The sequence below is a fragment of the Massilia phyllostachyos genome (genome assembly GCF_021044825.1).
Taxonomy (GTDB): domain Bacteria; phylum Pseudomonadota; class Gammaproteobacteria; order Burkholderiales; family Burkholderiaceae_D; genus Telluria; species Telluria phyllostachyos.
The window spans coordinates 51916-69161 of record NZ_JAJNOC010000010.1; the positions used below are offsets into that span (position 1 = coordinate 51916).

Below are 17246 nucleotides of genomic sequence, written 5' to 3' on the forward strand. Positions count from 1 at the left end.
TGTCAGGATGGTCGAAAGGGTTCAGGGGGCCGGGTTCCAGCCCTTGCCGTCGCCGTAGCCGGCGAAGACGCGGGCGCGGCTGGTGTAGCGCGCGGCATGTTCGGGTGTCAGGATGCGGCCCGTAGTACGTTGGCTCAGGTCGAGCGGCTTGCCGTCGAGGTCCATGCTGCCGAATTCGGCCCAGCCGGCGCCAGGCTGGGCTCCGGGAGCGATGACCTTCGGCAGCGACCAGCCGGCCGGGGCGATGTGCTTGTCCATCCGGGTATGGATGAACACGACCTTGTCGCCCTGGCCGCTGGGGCCGGGACGCGCCAGCCAGGCAGCGCCAATCGGCACGTCGTTGCCGGCCGGGCCGGGGCCGTGGGTCAGGCGGCTGTTCAGGAACACGAAGCCGGCCTCATTCGGGTCGACCGTACGCGCCTGCACGATGTAGCCGCCGCCCTTGGGCTGGGCGCTGTCGCCCACGGTGCGGATCTCGCTTTCCTCGAACAGGGCGGCGCGGTTGGTGCCCCAGATGAAGTCGACGTTCCCGGCGATGAGGCTGCGGTAGAACCAGGCATAGCCGCGCACCAGGATCGTGTCCTGCTCGCTCCAGAAGGCGGCATCGACCACCCTCAGGCGGCCGCGGTCGCTGCTGTAGTGCAGGGCCTCGGCCTGGCCGCCGAAGCTTTTTACACGCACGGTGCGGTTGATGACGGTGAGCCGGTCCAGCGCCAGCAGGTCGGCATCCTCGGCCAGGAACACCGAGCGTCCGCCGCTCGCCGCCGGCGACGACGCCGGCTGGCCGCTGCCCGCGCCAGGGTTGACGCCGTCGTTGTTGACCGCGCCGATGACGACGCCGTCGCGGCTTTCGCCGTGCAGGCGTACGTTGTCCTTGACGCGCAGGTAAAGCAGTTCCTCGTAGCGGCCGTTGGCGATGCGGATGGTGACCGGTTCGGCACGTGGCACCGCGCGCATCACGTGGTTCAGGGCGCCCTGCACGGTGCGGAAGTCGGCCGGGCCGTCGTCGTCGACGGTGAACTCGCGTCCGACCGGCGCCTGGGCGCGGGTGCGGAAGCGCCAGCCGGCGGCCTGGCCGATGCCCGCGAACGCCTGGCCGCCGATACGGCCGTCAGGCACGAGGCCGGCGTCGACCTCGACCAGGTATTCGGTGCCGTAGTCCAGGCGGTCGCTGTGCAGCCGGATCACGGCGTCCAGGCCGTCGACGCGGATCGGACTGCCGCGCACGACCCGCTTGAAGGCGGCCTCGCGCGGCCCGATGGCGTCGGCTTCCTCGCCGAGGCGGATGACGTCGACCAGCGAGCGATCCGCGGCGCGGTAGACGCGTACCGAGCCGCTCGAGCCCAGGGCCGGCGCGGCGTCGAAGCGGATGCGCAGCAGGGTGTCGGGCTGGACGTCGGCGCCGGCGGGCGCCAGCCGGCCGCGCAAGGCCGCGGCGTCGCCGGCGGCGGCGAAGGCCGGGCCGACCTTCAGGCCGATCGCGGTAGCGACGTTGCGGTCGCGCGCGTCGGATACCGTGACGACGGCGTTGCCGGCACGGCGGCCCGTGACCACCAGGGTGTTGCCATCGACAGCGACCTGCGCCAGCGCCGGGTCGTCGATGGCGGCGGCGAGCGGCAGCGGCGTCGCGCCGTCGCCGGCCAGGGCGCTGAGCGGATAGCGCACCGTTTCCCCGGCGTGCAGGCCGATGCCGGCGCTGCGCTGGGCCAGCGCGATGCGGCCCGGCTTCTCACCGGCGGGGCCGATGCGCAGGTCGTCGAATGCGAAGTCGCCCTCCTGCGCCAGCAGCGCGGGGCCGCCCGCGGGCGCGGGGGACGGAAGGGCGACGGACACGCGTTCGCCATCCAGCCAGGCGGCCAGTTCGTTGCGCGCCAACTCGACGCGCAGGGTCTGGTAGCCACCTGGCGGCGCGGTGTCGTGTCCCATCTGGCGCAGCCGCGTCAATCCGCCGTCGCGCATCTGGACCAGTTCCACCGCCATCTTGGGGCGACCCGGGATGATGTTGACGGCGGCGCCGACCCAGTTGCGCGGGTCGGCATAGCGCACCAGCACGACGGCGCGGCGCGGCGCCTCGCCCAGGCTGGCCGGCCGCAGGCGCGCTTCGACGAAGGTTTCGCCGGTAGCGGCCTTGTGCGCGGCCGGATCGGCGGGCCGCGCGGCGGCGCCCGGCGCCAGCAGCAAGACGCGGTTGCCGGCGCCGGTCTCGGCGTGCAGCCGCACCGCGCCGCCGCCATCCAGGCGCCAGGTTGTGGCTGCGGCTTCGAAATCGTCGCACCAGGCGCTGGCCGTCGGGCAGGCCAGCGCCGGGGCGCAGGTGGCGGCAATCAGCAGGGCGGCGATCGAGGCGGTCCTCGCCGCGCGCTTGCCACGCGTTTGCGAACTCATGTTCCTTGTCTCCGTTGTTTCAGATCGCGTGGGCGGATGACGGCCCCGGCGTCCTCATATGGTTGTTCAGCCGCGCGACAGGGCGCGAGCATAGCGTTCCAGGTGCGTGCGCATGGCATGGCGCGCGCCGCTGGGGTCGCGCGCGGCGATCGCCTGGACGATGCGGCGGTAGTCGGCGATCGTTTCGTCGCGCAGCAGCTCGGTCTCGAACAGCTGCGCGAGCGTCTGCCACAGGCCGCCGCGCTGGCTCCACAGGTGTTCCAGCACGCTTGCCAGCGCCCCGTTGCCGGTGGCGCCTGCGAGCGTCAGGTGGAAATGGCGGTCGGCCAGCTCGCAGGCGGCGGCGTCGAACGGCTCCTCGCGCCGGACCCGTTCCATCGCCTCGGCGGCGGCCAGCAGGGCGTCGATATTGGCGTCGGTCGCGACCCGCGCGGCCATCGCCGCCAGTTCCGGTTCGATCATGCGCCGCGCCGACAGCAGCTCGAAGGGGCCGGGGCCGGGCGCCTGGGCGGCCTGCAGGGTGGCGCGCAGGTAGACGCCGGAACAGGACCGCACTTCGACGATGCCGCCCAGTTCGAGCGAAGTCAGGGCCTGGCGCAGGGTGGCGCGGCTCACCGCGAGGGCGGCCGCCAGTTCGCGCTCGGACGGCAGGCGCTGGCCCGGCCTGATGCCGGATTCGGTGGCCAGCGCGCAGATGCGCTCGGCCACCTGGCGGTAGCGGCGCGGATCGTGGCGCGCCGGCTGGCCCGCTGCCGCGTGGATCGCGTGCGGGTGCAGGCGGCCGGCGGCGGGAATGCTGTTTGTCTCCATCATGCCCCTGTCTGTGGTGGCTTGCTTTTATGATGAAGCATCGGGATCGGCGCCTGCCGTCCCAATGCCGGTCCTGCGTCAGAGGATGCGGTTGACCAGATTCTCCAGGTATTCCTGGCGCCCCGACACCGGCTGCACGTCCTGGTTGCGGTTCAGGACGTGTTCGGCCAGGCCGTCCAGGTCGATGCTTCCTTTCATGATGTCCTGGCCCAGCGGCGCCTGCCAGCCCTTGTAGCGGCGTTCCAGTTCGCCGGCCAGGCGGCCGTCGTTGATCAGCTTCTCGGCTTCGAGCAGGCCGCGCGCCAGCACGTCCATGGCGCCGACGTGGCCCAGGATCAGGTCGACCGGGTCGATCGACTGGCGCCGCACCTTGGCGTCGAAGTTGCAGCCGCCGGTGGTGAAGCCGCCGGCCTGCATCACGTAGTACAGCGCGAGCGCGGTTTCCGGCACGTTGTTCGGGAACTGGTCGGTGTCCCAGCCCAGCTGGGCGTCGCCGCGGTTGATATCCAGGCTGCCGAAGATGCCGAGCGCGGAGGCGGTCGCGATTTCGTGCTCGAAACTGTGGCCGGACAGGGTCGCGTGGTTGGCTTCGATGTTGACCTTGACTTCATTCTCCAGGCCGTAGCGCTTCAGGAAGCCGTACACGGTGGCGGTGTCGAAGTCGTACTGGTGCTTGCTCGGCTCGCGCGGCTTCGGCTCGATCAGGATCGCGCCCTTGAAGCCGATCTTGTGCTTGTGCTCGACCGCCAGGTTGAGGAAGCGGCCCAGCTGGTCCAGTTCCTGGCCCATGTTCGTGTTGAGCAGGGTCTCGTAGCCTTCGCGGCCGCCCCACAGCACGTAGTTCTCGCCGCCCAGCTGCTTGGTCGCGTTCATGGCGTCGCGCACCTGCAGCGCGCCGAGCGCGAAGATTTCCGGATCCGGATTGCTGCCGGCGCCCGACATGTAGCGGCGGTGGCTGAACAGGTTGGCGGTGCCCCACAGCAGCTTGATGCCGGTGCGTTCCTGGTGGCCGGCCAGCTGCTCGACCATGTGCAGGAAGTTCTCGCGGCTCTCGCGTGGTGTCGCGCCTTCCGGTGCGACGTCGCGGTCGTGAAAGCAGTAGTAGGGCACGTCGATGCGCTTCAGGAATTCGAAGGCCTGCACCGCCTTCTGCTCGGCCAGCGCGAGCGGGGCGCCGCCTTCGAACCAGGGCCGCATGAAGGTCTGGCCGCCGAAGGGGTCGAGGCCGGTCCAGCAGAAGTTGTGCCAGTAGCAGGCGGCGATGCGCAACTGGTCTTCCATGCGCTTGCCGAGGACCATGCGGTCCTTTTCATAGAAGCGGAAGGCGAGGGCGTTGTCGCTGTCGACGCCTTCGAAGCGTACCGGGGCGATGTCGTCGAAAATGGTGGCTTGTTGCTGCATGATGTCTCCTGTGTCGATGTGTGGTGCCGGGGCGATCAGCCCCGTTGTTCGTTGGCGCCCTGTGCGCCGTGTCCGAAGACCGGCCGCAAGTGGCGATAAAGGGCCTGGAAGCGTGCGTGCCGGGTCTTCAGGGCGGCATGCCGCTCGCGATTCGGTCCGAGGCGATGGGCGACGGCCAGGCGCGGGCACACCTGTTCTTCGATCCGGCCGTCGGCCAGCGCCGCCAGGCGCGCCGCGCCGAGCGCCGCGCCGGCGCTGCTCTCGTGGTGGGTGACGATGGCGACGTCCAGCACGTCGGCCAGCAGCTGCGACCAGTAGGTACTCCTGGCGCCGCCACCGACCAGCGACAGCGTCGTCACGTCGGTGCCGGCGGCGCGCAGCGCGTCCAGGCCGTCGAGCAGGCCGAAGGCGACGCCTTCCAGCACAGCGTAGGTCAGCGCGGCGCGGCTCGTATCGTGGCCGAGGCCGAAGAACACGCCTTGCGCATGCGGGTCGTTGTGCGGCGTGCGTTCGCCCGACAGGTAGGGCAGGAACAGCGGCGCGGCGTCCAGCGCTTCCGCCGGCAGGCTCTCGACCTCGGGCAGCAGCGCCGCTTCGCTGACGGCGCCGGTGGCGCGGGTAACCCAGGCCAGGCAGCTGGCCGCCGACAGCATCACCGACATCTGGTGCCAGCGTCCCGGCAGGGCGTGGCAGAAGGCGTGCACCGCCGATTCCGGATTGGCGCGCAGCCGGTCGGTGACGACGAACAGCACGCCCGAGGTGCCGAGCGAGAGGAAGCCGTCGCCGGGGCGGGTGGCGCCGATGCCGACCGCGCTGGCGGCATTGTCGCCGCCGCCGCCGGCCACGATCACGTCTTCACGCATTCCCCATTCCTGGGCGATCTCGCTGCGCAGCAGGCCGGACGATGCGCTGCCCTCGACCAGGCGCGGCATGTGCGCGCGGCTCAAGCCGGTCGCTTCCAGCATGGCGTCCGACCAGTCGCGCTGCCCGACGTCCAGCCACAGGGTGCCGGCGGCGTCCGACATCTCGGACACTTTTTCGCCGGTGAGCTTGAAGCGCAGGTAATCCTTGGGCAGCAGCACGCTCGCGGTCCGCGCAAAGATCTCGGGTTCGTGCTTGCGCACCCACGCCAGCTTGGGCGCCGTGAATCCCGGCATGGCCAGGTTGCCGGTGATCTCGGGCAGGCGTGGCTCGCGCTCCAGGAGTTCCGCGCATTCGAGGTGGCTGCGGCCGTCGTTCCACAGGATGGCGGGGCGCAGCACGCGGTCCCCGGCGTCGAGCAGCACGGCGCCGTGCATCTGCCCGGACAGGCCGATCGCGCGCACGGCGGCGAGCGCTTCACCGTGCGAAGCGCGCAGCTGGCGGATCGCCGCGCAGGTGGCGTCCCACCACTGGCCCGGGTCCTGTTCCGACCATTGCGCTTTCGGGCGCGAGACCGTGAGCGCCACGCCGGTGGTGGCGGCGACGTTGCCGTTGTCCTCCATCAGGAGCAATTTGACTTCTGAGGTGCCGAGGTCGATACCGAGGTACATCTAGCGGCCCTCCGTGAATAAAGCACTGCGCACAGCTGTCTCCAATCGTTGGTTCATGCGGCCCGTCGTACCCGACCGCGAACACAGCATAAGGGCTGCCATGAGAGTGGAACAGGGCTTTTTGGGGCCGGACGAAATTTCATAACGCCCCTCGGTCATTATCGATTTGACAGTCCGGGAAGGCCCCGCATAGACTCGTATGATGGCGATAACAGCGGGTGTAAAGATAGTGCCCGTGACCTGCCGGTCCAGGACGGCGCCGGCAGGCGAATAAAATTCACAGGAGACGCAATATGAAACACCTCATCAAGGCGATCGGACTGACCTGCGTCGCAGGTTCCATGATGTTCTCGGCGGGCTTCGCCCATGCGGACGCGAAGAATCCGAAGATCGGCTTCTCGATCGACGACCTGCGCCTGGAACGCTGGGCGCGCGACCGCGACTACTTCCTTGCTGCCGCCGAGAAGCTGGGCGCCAAGGTCTACGTGCAGTCGGCCGACGCCAGCGAGCAGCGACAGATCGCCCAGATCGAGAACCTGATTTCGCGCGGCGTCGACGTGCTGGTGATCGTGCCCTACAACTCGACGGTCTTGAACAGCGCCATCCGCGAAGCGAAGAAGGCGAAGATCAAGGTGGTCTCCTACGACCGCCTGATCCTGAACGCCGATGTCGACGCCTACATCTCCTTCGACAACAAGGCGGTCGGCGAGCTGCAGGCGCAGTCGCTGGTGGCGCAAAAACCGAAGGGCAACTACTACCTGCTGGGCGGCGCCCCGACCGACAACAACGCCAAGATCCTGCGCGAGGGCCAATTGAAGGTGCTGCAGCCGCTGGCGGACAAGGGCGACATCCGAATCGTCGGCAAGCAGTGGGTCAAGGACTGGAGCGCCTCGGAAGCCATGGCCATCGTCGAGAACGCGCTGACCGCCAACGGCAACAAGATCGACGCCGTGGTCGCCTCCAACGACGCCACCGCCGGCGGCGCGATCCAGGCCCTGTCGACCCAGAAGCTGGCCGGCAAGGTGGTGGTCTCGGGGCAGGATGCGGACCTGGCGGCGGTGCGCCGCGTGATCGCCGGCACCCAGACCATGACCGTCTACAAGCCGCTGCGCCAGATCGCCACCAGCGCCGCCAACCTCGCAGTGCAGCTGGTGCGCAACCAGAAGCCCGCCTACAACGCCCAGCTCAACAACGGCTTCAAGAATGTCGACAGCCTGCTGCTCAAGCCGGTCCTGCTGAACAAGTCGAACGTGGACGTCCTGGTCAAGGACGGCTTCTACACGCAGAACCAGCTGGCCGGGAAATAAGCCCAGCCCCCGTGCAACCCGCGTCGCCGCGGCGCGCCGTGTCCGCTCCCTGCGGCGGCGCGGTGGGGCGGCGGTCACCCTGAGCGGACCCGAATGTCACCTATTCTCCTCGAAATGAAGGGCATCGCGAAGCGATTCGACGGTGTCCCCGCGCTCGACGGCATCGACCTGGCGATCCGTTCCGGCGAGTGCATCGGCCTGTGCGGCGAGAACGGCGCCGGCAAGTCGACCCTGATGAAAGTACTGTCCGCCGTCTACCCGCACGGCAGCTGGGACGGCGAGATCCTGTTCGACGGCCGGCCGCTGCGCGCGCGCTCGGTGCGCGAGACCGAGGCCGCCGGCATCATCATCATCCACCAGGAACTGATGCTGGTGCCCGAGCTGTCGGTGGCCGAGAACATCTTCCTCGGTAACGAGCCCACCCTGCCGGGCGGCCGCCTCGACTATCCGGCCATGAACCGGCGCGCCGAGGACATCCTGCGCGAGCTGAAGCTGCCCGACGTGAACGTGGTGCTGCCGGTGAAGAACTATGGCGGCGGCCACCAGCAACTGATCGAGATCGGCAAGGCCCTGAACAAGCAGGCGCGACTCCTGATCCTGGACGAACCGTCGGCCTCGCTCACGGCCGCCGAGATCGAGGTGCTGCTCGAGATCGTGCGCGACCTGAAGGCCAGGGGCGTGGCCTGCGTCTACATCTCGCACAAGCTGGAAGAGGTGGCGGCGATCTGCGACACCATCGTCGTCATCCGCGACGGCAAGCACATCGCGACCACCCCGATGCGCGAGATGAACGTCGACCGCATCATCGCCCAGATGTGCGGGCGCGAGCTGAACCAGCTGTATCCGAGCCTGCCGCACACGGTGGGCGAGGTGGTGATGGAGGCGCGCCACATCACCTGCCGCGACCCGGACCAGCCGCGCCGCAAGAAGGTCGACGACGTCTCCTTCGAGGTGCGGCGCGGCGAGATCCTTGGCATCGCCGGCCTGGTGGGAGCAGGGCGCACCGAACTGGTGACCGCCATTTTCGGCGCCTACGACGGCCCCAGCGAGGGGGAGGTGTGGCTGGAGGGCGCGCGGGTCGACACCTCGTCGCCATTGAAGGCGATCCGGGCCGGCTTCGCGCTGGTGCCGGAAGACCGCAAGCAGCACGGCATCGTGCGCGACCTGTCGGTGGGCCAGAACATCACCCTGTCGGTGCTGGAGCGCTTTTCCTCGCTGTCGCGCATCGACGATTCGCGCGAGTCGCGCGAAGTGGACACGCAGATCCGGCGCATGGGCCTGAAAACCGCCAGCCCGGCGCTGCCAATCACGGCCCTCTCGGGCGGCAACCAGCAAAAGGCGGTGCTGGCCAAGATGCTGCTGACGCAGCCGAAGGTGCTGATCCTGGACGAGCCCACGCGCGGCGTGGACGTCGGCGCCAAGTTCGAGATCTACAAACTGATGCTCGAACTGGCGGCCCAGGGCATCGCCATCATCATGGTCTCGTCCGAACTGGCCGAGGTGCTGGGCGTGTCCGACCGCGTGCTGGTGATGGGCGAAGGGAAGCTGCGCGGGAATTTCGTGAATCAAGGCCTGACCCAGGAGATGGTGCTGGCCGCTGCAATCGGACAGGGAAACCAACATGGATAAGGCACACATGAACATACAGGCGGCTGGGGTGGGGGCGGGGCGTGCGCCGCTCAACCTCAAGCAGATTTTCACGCAGTACAAGATCCTGGCCCTTCTGGTGGCGATCGCGCTGATCTGGATCTTCTTCAGCTGGAAGACCGACGGCGGCTTCACCTCGGCGCGCAACATCTCGAACCTGATGCGCCAGATGTCGGTGACCGGCATCCTCGCCTGCGGCATGGTGTTCGTCATCATCGCCGGCGAGATCGACCTCTCGGTCGGCTCACTACTCGGCCTGCTGGGCGGGATGGCGGCGGTGCTCGACGTCGTGCACGGCCTGCCGCTGCCGCTGTCGATGGCCATCGTGCTGGGCAGCGGCCTGCTGCTCGGCTTCGTCAACGGCTACCTGACGGCCTATGCGGGCATACCCTCCTTCATTGTCGGCCTGGGGGGCATGCTGGCCTACCGCGGCATCGTGCTGGGGATCACGGACGGCTCGACCATCGCACCGGTCTCGCCGGAATTCGAGCAGCTGGGCCAGGCCTACCTGCCGCCGGGCTTCGGCATCGCCCTGGGCCTGGCCCTGTTCGTGCTGGCCGCGGTGCTGGCCTGGCGCCAGCGCCTGAACCAGGCGCGCCACCAGCTGCCGGTGCTGCCAATGTGGCGCAGCCTGGGCCGGGTCGCGATCGTCGGCGCGGTGCTGGCCGGCTTCATCACGACCCTGAACAGCTACGAGGGCATTCCGCTGCCGGTGCTGGTCCTGCTGGTGCTGCTGGGCGTGTTCAGCTACATCGCCCACCAGACCGTGTTCGGCCGCCGCATCTACGCGGTGGGCAGCAATATGGAGGCGACCCGCCTCTCGGGCATCAATGTGCGCGCGGTGAAGCTGTGGGTGTTCGGCCTGATGGGCCTGATGTGCGCGCTGGCGGGCCTGATCAACACGGCGCGCCTGGCGGCCGGCTCGCCCTCGGCCGGCATGTCAGGGGAGCTGGACGTGATCGCGGCCTGCTTCATCGGCGGCACCTCGATGCGCGGCGGCGCCGGCACCGTGCACGGCGCCCTGGTCGGGGCGCTGGTGATGGCCAGCCTGGACAACGGCATGTCGATGCTGGACGTGGACGCCTACTGGCAGATGATCGTCAAGGGCGCGATCCTGACGCTGGCGGTGTGGCTGGACGTGGCGACCCGCAGCGGCCGCCGTTGAACCGGCGCTACGCCTGGCGCTTGGCGGCGGCGACGGCCTCCGCGAAGATGTCGCGGAGGCCGCGCGCCGTGAATGCCGGCAGCATCGAGTCCGGGGCTGCGGGACCGCCGCCGCCGCCCAGTCCGGGGACGAAGTCGGCGTACCGAACCTCGACCTTGCCCATGCCCTGGGCGGCGCGCGCGATCTCCTCCAGCCGCGCGCGCGGATCGAGCGGCGCTTCGCTCAATCCCGATGCGGCGCTGCCGATGAACCCGTAGCCGCCGGCGTCGTCGACCTCGGCGTAGAACCGGCCGTCCACCAGCACCTGGCCGACGGTCTGGTAACGGTGCTCCTGCGCGTACTGCGCGCTGATCCCGGCGCGTACGGATTCCTCTTTCGCCCGTACCGCCATCTCCTCCACCGGCGCTTGCGGCATCTTGCAGGTCTCGAGATTCAGTGAGCTCAGGAGGGTGGGAGCGCCGCTGGCGCGGCAGGGGCCGTCGGCCTGATCCTCGGCGGCCGCCTTCTGCGCGGCCTCCGGCGAAATACTGACCTTGTCCGCTGACGGCGCGCTCTCCGGCGCCTCCACGGTCTTGGGAGCGTAAGCGTTCTGCCGCAATGCCGCCGGGTTCACAGCCTGGGCGCCTCGAATGATCATGATCTGCTTTCTTCGCAGGGAGTCGGAGATTGACAGCTACCGACAGTAGTATGCAAAAGAACCACGCCGCGCAAATTGCTGAGCAGAAGGGCAACCCTGCCCCAATTCCTTCGCAAACACCCTTTTTTTGCTCCTCTCGCCTTGTCTCGTTGTAAGATTGTTGTGAAATTGGTCTGACCAAAAAAGCCATGCGGTTTGACAAGAATCGCTAGCCGCCTTGGTGGATTTCACAATTGACCGGCTGGCAGCTCGGCCGCACAATCACCGTATTCCTGCAACATAGTGGGAAACAGGCCTCGTCCAAAGCAGACCGGGCCACAAGGAGACAAGACATGTCGATGCCCAAGACGCGCCGCATTGCGCTGCTTTTCAACGGCAACAAGATTTTCGACCGCGAGGTCATCACCGGCATTGCCGACTACCTGTCCAGCACCCGTACCCACTGGGACCTGTTCCTCGAAGAGGACTTCCGCCTGCGCCTCTCGGGCATCGAGGACTGGCAGGGCGACGGCATCATCGCCGACTTCGACGACCCCAGCGTGGCCGCGACCCTGGCCAGCGCCCGGGTGCCGCTGGTGGCGGTGGGCGGCTCCTACGAGGACCCGGCCGACTATCCGGCCTCGGTGCCGTACGTGGCGACCGACAACTTCAAGATCATCAAGCTGGCCTACGAACACTTGATCGAAGCCGGCCTGCGCAGCTTCGCGCTGTTCAGCCTTCCCGAGGCGCGCGAGAACCGCTGGGCCCAGGAGCGCGAAAAGGCCTTCATGGCCCTGATGCGGCGCGACCGCATGGAGCCGGCCGTGTTCCGCGGCCAGAGCACGCGCGCGCATACCTGGGACGAGTCGGTGAAGGAGCAGATTGCCTGGCTGCATGCGCTGCCCAAGCCGGTCGGCATCGTCGCCGTGACCGACGCCCGCGCGCGCCAGCTGCTGCAGGCATGCACCCTGGCCGGCATCGCGGTGCCCGAGCAGGTGGCGATCATCGGCATCGACAACGACCCGCTGGCACGCATCCTGACGCGCATCCCGATGAGCTCCGTGATCCAGGGCGCCCAGGAGATGGGCCGCACGGCGGCGCACCTGCTGGACCAGATGCTGCATGGCGTGCGCCTGGCGAACACCCGCATCCTGGTGCCCCCAAGCGGCATCAACGTGCTGGCCTCCAGCAAGCACGAGCCGGCGAAGAATCCGCACGTGATGCGGGCGCGCCACTTCATCCGCCAGTATGCCTGCCAGGGCATCAAGACCGACCAGGTGGCGAGCTACGTCGGCATCTCGCGCTCCTCGCTGGAGAGCCACTTCCGGCAGGAGCTCGGCTACAGCGTGCATGACGAGATCCTGCGCTTCCGCCTCAACGCGGCGGTCGCCATCCTGAAGCAGGGCGACTGCCACCTGGCCGAGGTCGCGCTCAAGTGCGGCTTCACCTCGAGCCAGTACATGCATTCGGTATTCAAGCGCGAGCTGGGCTGCTCGCCGCGCAGCTACCAGGAGCGGCTGCGCAGCAGCAGCGGGGTGGAACAGGCTGCCCCCGTCGACTAAGGTCAGAAAGAAGTTGGTAGAGATGAAAATGGAATCCTGGCCGCCTCCGGCGCGGCTGTTCACCCTGCGCAACCGGCGCGAGATGCGGGTGACGATCAGCGAACACGGCGCCGCCCTGGTGTCGTGGTGGGCGCCGGACCGCTACGGCCGCATGGCCGACGTGCTGCTCGGCTACCGCGACGATAGCGACTACGCCTGCAACACGGCCTGCCTGGGTGCGGTCGTGCAGCGCAGCGGCGCGGCGCCGCGCCTGCATGCGCCGCACTGGCGCGGCGAGCTCGATGTCGGCGGCACCGCGCTGCGGCTGCGGCCCTCGAACCTCGACGGCATCGGCGCCGGCCTGGCCGAACTCGAGGTCCGCTACGAGCTCGATGACGACGGCTGCCTGTCGGTCGCCTACCACGCGCTGGCGGACAGCCCGGCCCTGATCAACCTGAGCACCCACGCCTGCTTCAACCTGAACGGCGGCCACGCGGACGTGGGCGACCACATGCTGCAGATCGACGCCGACCGCTTCCTGGCGACGGATGCCGGCGGCGCGCTGCGCGACCTCGAGGTCAGCGGCACGCCCTTCGACTTCCGCCGTCCGGCGCCAATCGGCCCGCGCCTGCGCTGGCCGCACGAGCAGATCGGCGCGGCGGGCGGTTTCGACCATGCCTACCAGGTCGGCGCCTCCAGCTCGGGCATCGTGCGCCCGGTGGCGAGCATCCACGATCCCGGCTCGGGCCGGCGCCTGCAGGTCTCGACCACCGAAGGAAGCCTGCACTTCTACAGCGGCAACCGGCTGGACGGGGTGCCGGGACGCGGCGCCGCGCCCTACGAACGCCATGCCGGTTTCTGCCTGGAGGCCGGCGCCTCGCGCGTGCAGCGCGACGGCGCGCGCGCGCCGGGCCTGCTGCTCGGGCCGGGCGAGGTGTACCGCCATACCACCGTCTACCGGGTCTCGCTGCAGCCATGATCTGACGAACCTGCACCATTACCGGAGAACGAACAGATGGTTTCACGACGCGACGCGATGAAGTCCGCGGGACTGGGCACGCTGCTGCTGGGCGCCGGCACGAGCGCCGGCGCGGCGCCGGCGGCCGCCCCCGGCTGCGCCGCCTGGCCGCAGTGGCAGCACGGCCAGGAAGGCCAGCGCAAGGCGGACCTCGGCAACGGCGCCTTCCTGAACCCGCTCGTCGCGGGCGACCACCCCGACCCGTCCATCCTCAAGGACGGCGACGACTACTACATGACCTTCTCCACCTTCGACGCCTATCCCGGCCTGGTGATCTGGCACTCGCAGGACCTGGTCAACTGGCGGCCGCTGGTCGCGGCGCTGCAGAAGAACATCGGCTCGGTGTGGGCGCCGGAGCTGTGCAAGCACAAGGGCCGCTACTACCTCTACATCCCGACCAAGAAGACCGCGATCCCCGGCTCGAAGACCACCTCCTGGGTGATCTGGGCCGACGACATCCGCGGCCCCTGGTCCGATCCGATCGACCTGAACCTGCCGCGCCACATCGACCCCGGCCACGCGGTCGGCGAGGACGGCTCGCGCTGGCTGTTCCTGTCCGGCGTCGACCGGGTGCGCCTGGCGGACGACGGCCTGTCGACGATCGGCGCGCCGGAGCGGGTGTATGAACCGTGGCGCTACCCGGACGACTGGGAAGTCGAAGCGTTCTCCCCAGAGGGACCGAAGGTGCTGCGCCGCGACGGCTGGTACTACCTGATCCTGGCCGTGGGCGGCACTTCCGGCCCGCCGACCGGCCACATGGTAATCGCATCGCGCTCGCGCTCGATCAACGGCCCGTGGGAGCACCACCCGCGCAATCCGCTGGTGCGCACGACGAGCGTGGATGAACGCTGGTGGTCGCGCGGCCACGCGACCCTGGTGCAGGGGCCGGCGGGCGACTGGTGGAGCGTCTATCACGGCTACGAGAACGGCTACTGGACCCTGGGCCGGCAAACCCTGCTGGCGCCGGTCACCTGGACGCTTGATGGCTGGCCGGAATTCGGCGGCGGCGATTTGTCGCGGCCAATCCCGAAACCGAAGGGCGGCAAGCCGGGGCCGCACGGCATGGCGCTGTCGGACGATTTTTCGACCGACAAATATGGCGTGCAGTGGAGCTTCTTCAGCCCGGCCCCGGGCGAGACCGCGCGCATGGCGCGCAAGGACCGCACGCTGCACCTGAAGGGCGAGGGGAGCGAGCCGTCCGACAGCTCGCCGCTGGTGTTCGTCGCCCCAGACCAGGACTACGAATTCGAATGCGAGATCGAGGTCGATCCGAACACCCGCGGCGGCCTGCTGCTGTTCTACGACCACAAGCTGTATTGCGGCCTGGGATTCGATGCGAAGGAGTTCACCATGCACCGCTACGGGACTGAGCACGGCAAGTTCGCCAATCCCCACGGCGCCAAGGTACACCTGCGCATCCGCAACCGCAAGCACGTGGTCAGCATTCATATTTCGGGCGACGGCAAGGATTGGCGCCGCGGGCCACGCGGCTACGAGGTGTCGGGCTACCACCACAATGTGCGCGGGGGCTTCATGTCGCTCAAGCCGGCCCTGTACGCGGTGGGGGCGGGGGAGGTGCGGTTCCGCCGCTTCCAGTACCGGGCATTCGGGTAAGCTGATGGCTTTTCACCCCATTCGCATCCATGAAACCAGCCTCGGAAGTCCAGCTTGCGGAAGAAGTGACCCGCCTGATGCACTTGCTGCGGCAGCTCAGCGAGTTCGCGTCCGGTTACTTTCTGGCGAAGATAGAGGCCGCGCGGACGATCCGGGAGTGGTATGACGCCGTGCTGGCACTCGATTACGCGGCAAACGGGAAGGAACTCAGGGACACGGACGACGAGCGCGTTCACGCGCTGTGCAGGCAGATTACCGAGGTGATCGACTGGATCGAGCCATTTTTCCGGGTGAAGCTGTATCCACGTTCGGCCGGCCAGCAACAGAGCTGGAAAGCACGCGCCGCGCGCGACCCGCTCGGCAAATATACGTTCCGTCGTGACGGCGCGATCGAAGCCAGTGTCATGGACGCGCGCTTGCGCGGCGACCGCCTCTGGATCGGCCGAATCTGGGCGGATATCGGCAGCTGCAACGGTGTCCCGGTCAATCTGAGGATCCGGCTGCATCCATCGCAGATCGCGGACATGCGGAGCAAATTCGCCCAGTTCCGGCTTGTCCAGGAGACCATCATGAATGCCTGAGAGCGCTATACTCTCGCGGACCTGTTCATCGCGGCTCTATCGGAAAACCACATGAAATTCGACCTGTTCCAGAAGATTTCCCGTGCCCCCACCAACCCGCACACGACCGCCAGGCCGCGCGAATACGATGTCGCGGACCTGTACCGCGGCCCGGTCGCCAGCGGCGAGGCGCCGCCCGATGGTGCGCGGGCGCTCGACGAGAAGCTGCGCCAGGCCTACTTCTGGATCGTCAACAAGGCGATCATCAGCCCGCACTACGACATCGAATACAACGAAGGCGCGCCGCGCAGCTACCTGGTCGGCGACAGCAAGCGGGTGCTGACGCTGCCGTCGGCGCAGAGTTATTCGAGCTTCATCCTGCTGCCCCTGCTGACCTTCGCCACCCGCCGCAAATGCCTGTTCGTGGGCGGCCCGGGCCGCGGCAAGACCGCCAGCGCGATCCTGATGGGCGTGCTGTCCGGCGCCTCGGTGCGCGACGTGCGGCGCGCCATGCAGCACGGCCACCCGCAGATGACGGTGGCCGACCTGCTCGGCAATCCGCTGCCGGCCGACCTGGTGAACGCCCAGAGCATGGGCGAGATCCGCATCGCCTGGCGCGCCTGGCTGTCGATGCGGGTCAAGATCATCGACGAATACAACCGGATTCCTACGCGCACCCAGAGCGCCCTGCTGACGGTCATGGGCGACAACTATGCCGAGGTGCTGGACCAGGTGTTCGAGTGCCCGGAGTCGGCCTGGTACCTGACCGCCAACGACGACACGGGCGGCGGAACCTTCCAGGTAATCGAGGCGCTGCGCGACCGCATCGACGTCGTGGTGCAGGCGCTGGCCTTCAACCCGCGCTTCCTGGGCGACCTGCTGCTGCGCATCGAGGAGGGCATCCGGCCCGAGGAACTGGTGCCACGCGAACTGATCTTCACCGAGGAAGAGGTGGACGAGATGGGCGCGGCGATCCGCGCAGTCGAGGTGCCGGCCCAGGTGCGGCGGCGCCTCGAATTCTTCGCCAGCCAGTTCGAGCTGTGCGAGCGCGCCGGCGGCCAGTTCGAGTACATGACCAAGGATACCGCGCGCCTGTCGGGCGTGCCGTGGAACGAGATCACCGCCGCCGACAGCGGGCGCGATCGCCTGAAGGACCTGGGCTGCCAGAGCGTCAACGGGGTCTCGGTGCGCAACCTGACGACCCTGCTGATCTATGCGAAAGCGCTGGCCTGGTTCCGCGGCAACCCGCAGGTCGAACTCGACGACCTGCGCCAGACCCTGCCCTTCGTCCTGCACGACAAGCTGCAGCCCGATCCGGACGCGCCGTTCTTCGCCTTGCCGGAAAACGCCGCCTACCGCACCGACCGGGTCAGCTGGCTGCGGCGCCTGTTCGACCTGGCCAACGACGAGTACACGCGCCTCGACCTGGAACACGACGACGAGGTGGGCGAAATGGCCGCGACCTTCGCCCTCGGCCTGGATGGCGTGTCCGAACGCGAGACCCGCGCACGCATCGTGAAGATCGAAAAGCTGGTCGCGGACCGGGTCAAGGGCAAGAAGCTCTACGGGCACCTGTACGACGACCTGCTGAAGCTGAAGTACCTGCACCAGCGCTATACCAACTACCTCGCCTGGCTGCGCTCGCGCTGA

The 17246-nt window shown here is 68.4% G+C and carries 13 protein-coding genes; 8 read left to right on the plus strand and 5 right to left on the minus strand.

What is annotated here, in order from left to right:
* Positions 1 to 21: 21 nt before the first annotated feature.
* The 4 genes from LQ564_RS22145 to xylB all read right to left on the minus strand — a co-directional run bounded on the left by LQ564_RS22145 (position 22) and on the right by xylB (position 6128).
* Positions 22 to 2385 carry a pectinesterase family protein gene (locus LQ564_RS22145; protein ID WP_231060282.1) on the minus strand — a complete coding sequence of 788 codons (2364 nt, stop codon included), beginning with the start codon at positions 2383 to 2385 and terminating at the stop codon, positions 22 to 24.
* Between the two features lie 66 nt (positions 2386 to 2451).
* The gene (locus LQ564_RS22150; RefSeq protein WP_231060283.1) at positions 2452 to 3198 is read right to left on the minus strand and encodes a FadR/GntR family transcriptional regulator; all 747 of its coding nucleotides are present in this window, start codon (positions 3196 to 3198) and stop codon (positions 2452 to 2454) included.
* A gap of 75 nt (positions 3199 to 3273) precedes the next feature.
* Complete coding sequence (xylA, locus tag LQ564_RS22155) at positions 3274 to 4596, minus strand: xylose isomerase (RefSeq protein WP_231060284.1); 1323 nt, start codon at positions 4594 to 4596, stop codon at positions 3274 to 3276.
* A gap of 35 nt (positions 4597 to 4631) precedes the next feature.
* Positions 4632 to 6128 carry a xylulokinase gene (gene xylB, locus LQ564_RS22160; RefSeq protein WP_231060285.1) on the minus strand — a complete coding sequence of 499 codons (1497 nt, stop codon included), beginning with the start codon at positions 6126 to 6128 and terminating at the stop codon, positions 4632 to 4634.
* Between the two features lie 341 nt (positions 6129 to 6469).
* On the opposite strand from xylB, the gene xylF reads away from it, so the two are divergent.
* The 3 genes from xylF to LQ564_RS22175 all read left to right on the plus strand — a co-directional run bounded on the left by xylF (position 6470) and on the right by LQ564_RS22175 (position 10247).
* Complete coding sequence (xylF, locus tag LQ564_RS22165) at positions 6470 to 7435, plus strand: D-xylose ABC transporter substrate-binding protein (RefSeq protein ID WP_231060416.1); 966 nt, start codon at positions 6470 to 6472, stop codon at positions 7433 to 7435.
* Between the two features lie 93 nt (positions 7436 to 7528).
* A complete protein-coding gene (xylG, locus tag LQ564_RS22170; protein WP_231060286.1) occupies positions 7529 to 9064 on the plus strand; it encodes a D-xylose ABC transporter ATP-binding protein in 1536 nt (511 codons plus the stop codon).
* A gap of 7 nt (positions 9065 to 9071) precedes the next feature.
* Positions 9072 to 10247: a sugar ABC transporter permease gene (locus tag LQ564_RS22175; RefSeq protein WP_231060287.1), complete on the plus strand. Its 1176-nt coding sequence runs from the start codon at positions 9072 to 9074 to the stop codon at positions 10245 to 10247.
* Between the two features lie 7 nt (positions 10248 to 10254).
* Here LQ564_RS22175 and LQ564_RS22180 read toward each other — a convergent pair whose 3' ends face one another.
* Positions 10255 to 10884: a hypothetical protein gene (locus tag LQ564_RS22180; protein ID WP_231060288.1), complete on the minus strand. Its 630-nt coding sequence runs from the start codon at positions 10882 to 10884 to the stop codon at positions 10255 to 10257.
* Positions 10885 to 11216: 332 nt separating this feature from the next.
* Between LQ564_RS22180 and LQ564_RS22185 the strand changes: the two genes are divergently transcribed.
* Genes LQ564_RS22185 through LQ564_RS22205 form a run of 5 tightly spaced genes read left to right on the plus strand, consistent with a single transcriptional unit; the run spans position 11217 to position 17246 of the window.
* Entirely contained in the window at positions 11217 to 12425 is a 1209-nt protein-coding gene (locus LQ564_RS22185; protein ID WP_231060289.1) for a XylR family transcriptional regulator, read from the plus strand.
* Positions 12426 to 12453: 28 nt separating this feature from the next.
* Entirely contained in the window at positions 12454 to 13383 is a 930-nt protein-coding gene (locus LQ564_RS22190; RefSeq protein WP_231060290.1) for an aldose epimerase family protein, read from the plus strand.
* A gap of 57 nt (positions 13384 to 13440) precedes the next feature.
* Complete coding sequence (locus LQ564_RS22195; protein WP_231060291.1) at positions 13441 to 15036, plus strand: family 43 glycosylhydrolase; 1596 nt, start codon at positions 13441 to 13443, stop codon at positions 15034 to 15036.
* Positions 15037 to 15065: 29 nt separating this feature from the next.
* The gene (locus LQ564_RS22200) at positions 15066 to 15617 is read left to right on the plus strand and encodes a hypothetical protein (protein WP_231060292.1); all 552 of its coding nucleotides are present in this window, start codon (positions 15066 to 15068) and stop codon (positions 15615 to 15617) included.
* Between the two features lie 51 nt (positions 15618 to 15668).
* Complete coding sequence (locus LQ564_RS22205) at positions 15669 to 17246, plus strand: AAA family ATPase (RefSeq protein WP_231060293.1); 1578 nt, start codon at positions 15669 to 15671, stop codon at positions 17244 to 17246.

What these genes read in the sequence shown, in the direction of transcription:
- LQ564_RS22145 (WP_231060282.1), bottom strand. Translation starts at nt 2,385, where the DNA reads ATGAGTTCGCAAACGCGTGGCAAGCGCGCGGCGAGGACCGCCTCGATC.
- LQ564_RS22150 (WP_231060283.1), bottom strand. Translation starts at nt 3,198, where the DNA reads ATGATGGAGACAAACAGCATTCCCGCCGCCGGCCGCCTGCACCCGCAC.
- xylA (WP_231060284.1), bottom strand. Translation starts at nt 4,596, where the DNA reads ATGCAGCAACAAGCCACCATTTTCGACGACATCGCCCCGGTACGCTTC.
- xylB (WP_231060285.1), bottom strand. Translation starts at nt 6,128, where the DNA reads ATGTACCTCGGTATCGACCTCGGCACCTCAGAAGTCAAATTGCTCCTG.
- xylF (WP_231060416.1), top strand. Translation starts at nt 6,470, where the DNA reads ATGATGTTCTCGGCGGGCTTCGCCCATGCGGACGCGAAGAATCCGAAG.
- xylG (WP_231060286.1), top strand. Translation starts at nt 7,529, where the DNA reads ATGTCACCTATTCTCCTCGAAATGAAGGGCATCGCGAAGCGATTCGAC.
- LQ564_RS22175 (WP_231060287.1), top strand. Translation starts at nt 9,072, where the DNA reads ATGAACATACAGGCGGCTGGGGTGGGGGCGGGGCGTGCGCCGCTCAAC.
- LQ564_RS22180 (WP_231060288.1), bottom strand. Translation starts at nt 10,884, where the DNA reads ATGATCATTCGAGGCGCCCAGGCTGTGAACCCGGCGGCATTGCGGCAG.
- LQ564_RS22185 (WP_231060289.1), top strand. Translation starts at nt 11,217, where the DNA reads ATGTCGATGCCCAAGACGCGCCGCATTGCGCTGCTTTTCAACGGCAAC.
- LQ564_RS22190 (WP_231060290.1), top strand. Translation starts at nt 12,454, where the DNA reads ATGGAATCCTGGCCGCCTCCGGCGCGGCTGTTCACCCTGCGCAACCGG.
- LQ564_RS22195 (WP_231060291.1), top strand. Translation starts at nt 13,441, where the DNA reads ATGAAGTCCGCGGGACTGGGCACGCTGCTGCTGGGCGCCGGCACGAGC.
- LQ564_RS22200 (WP_231060292.1), top strand. Translation starts at nt 15,066, where the DNA reads ATGAAACCAGCCTCGGAAGTCCAGCTTGCGGAAGAAGTGACCCGCCTG.
- LQ564_RS22205 (WP_231060293.1), top strand. Translation starts at nt 15,669, where the DNA reads ATGAAATTCGACCTGTTCCAGAAGATTTCCCGTGCCCCCACCAACCCG.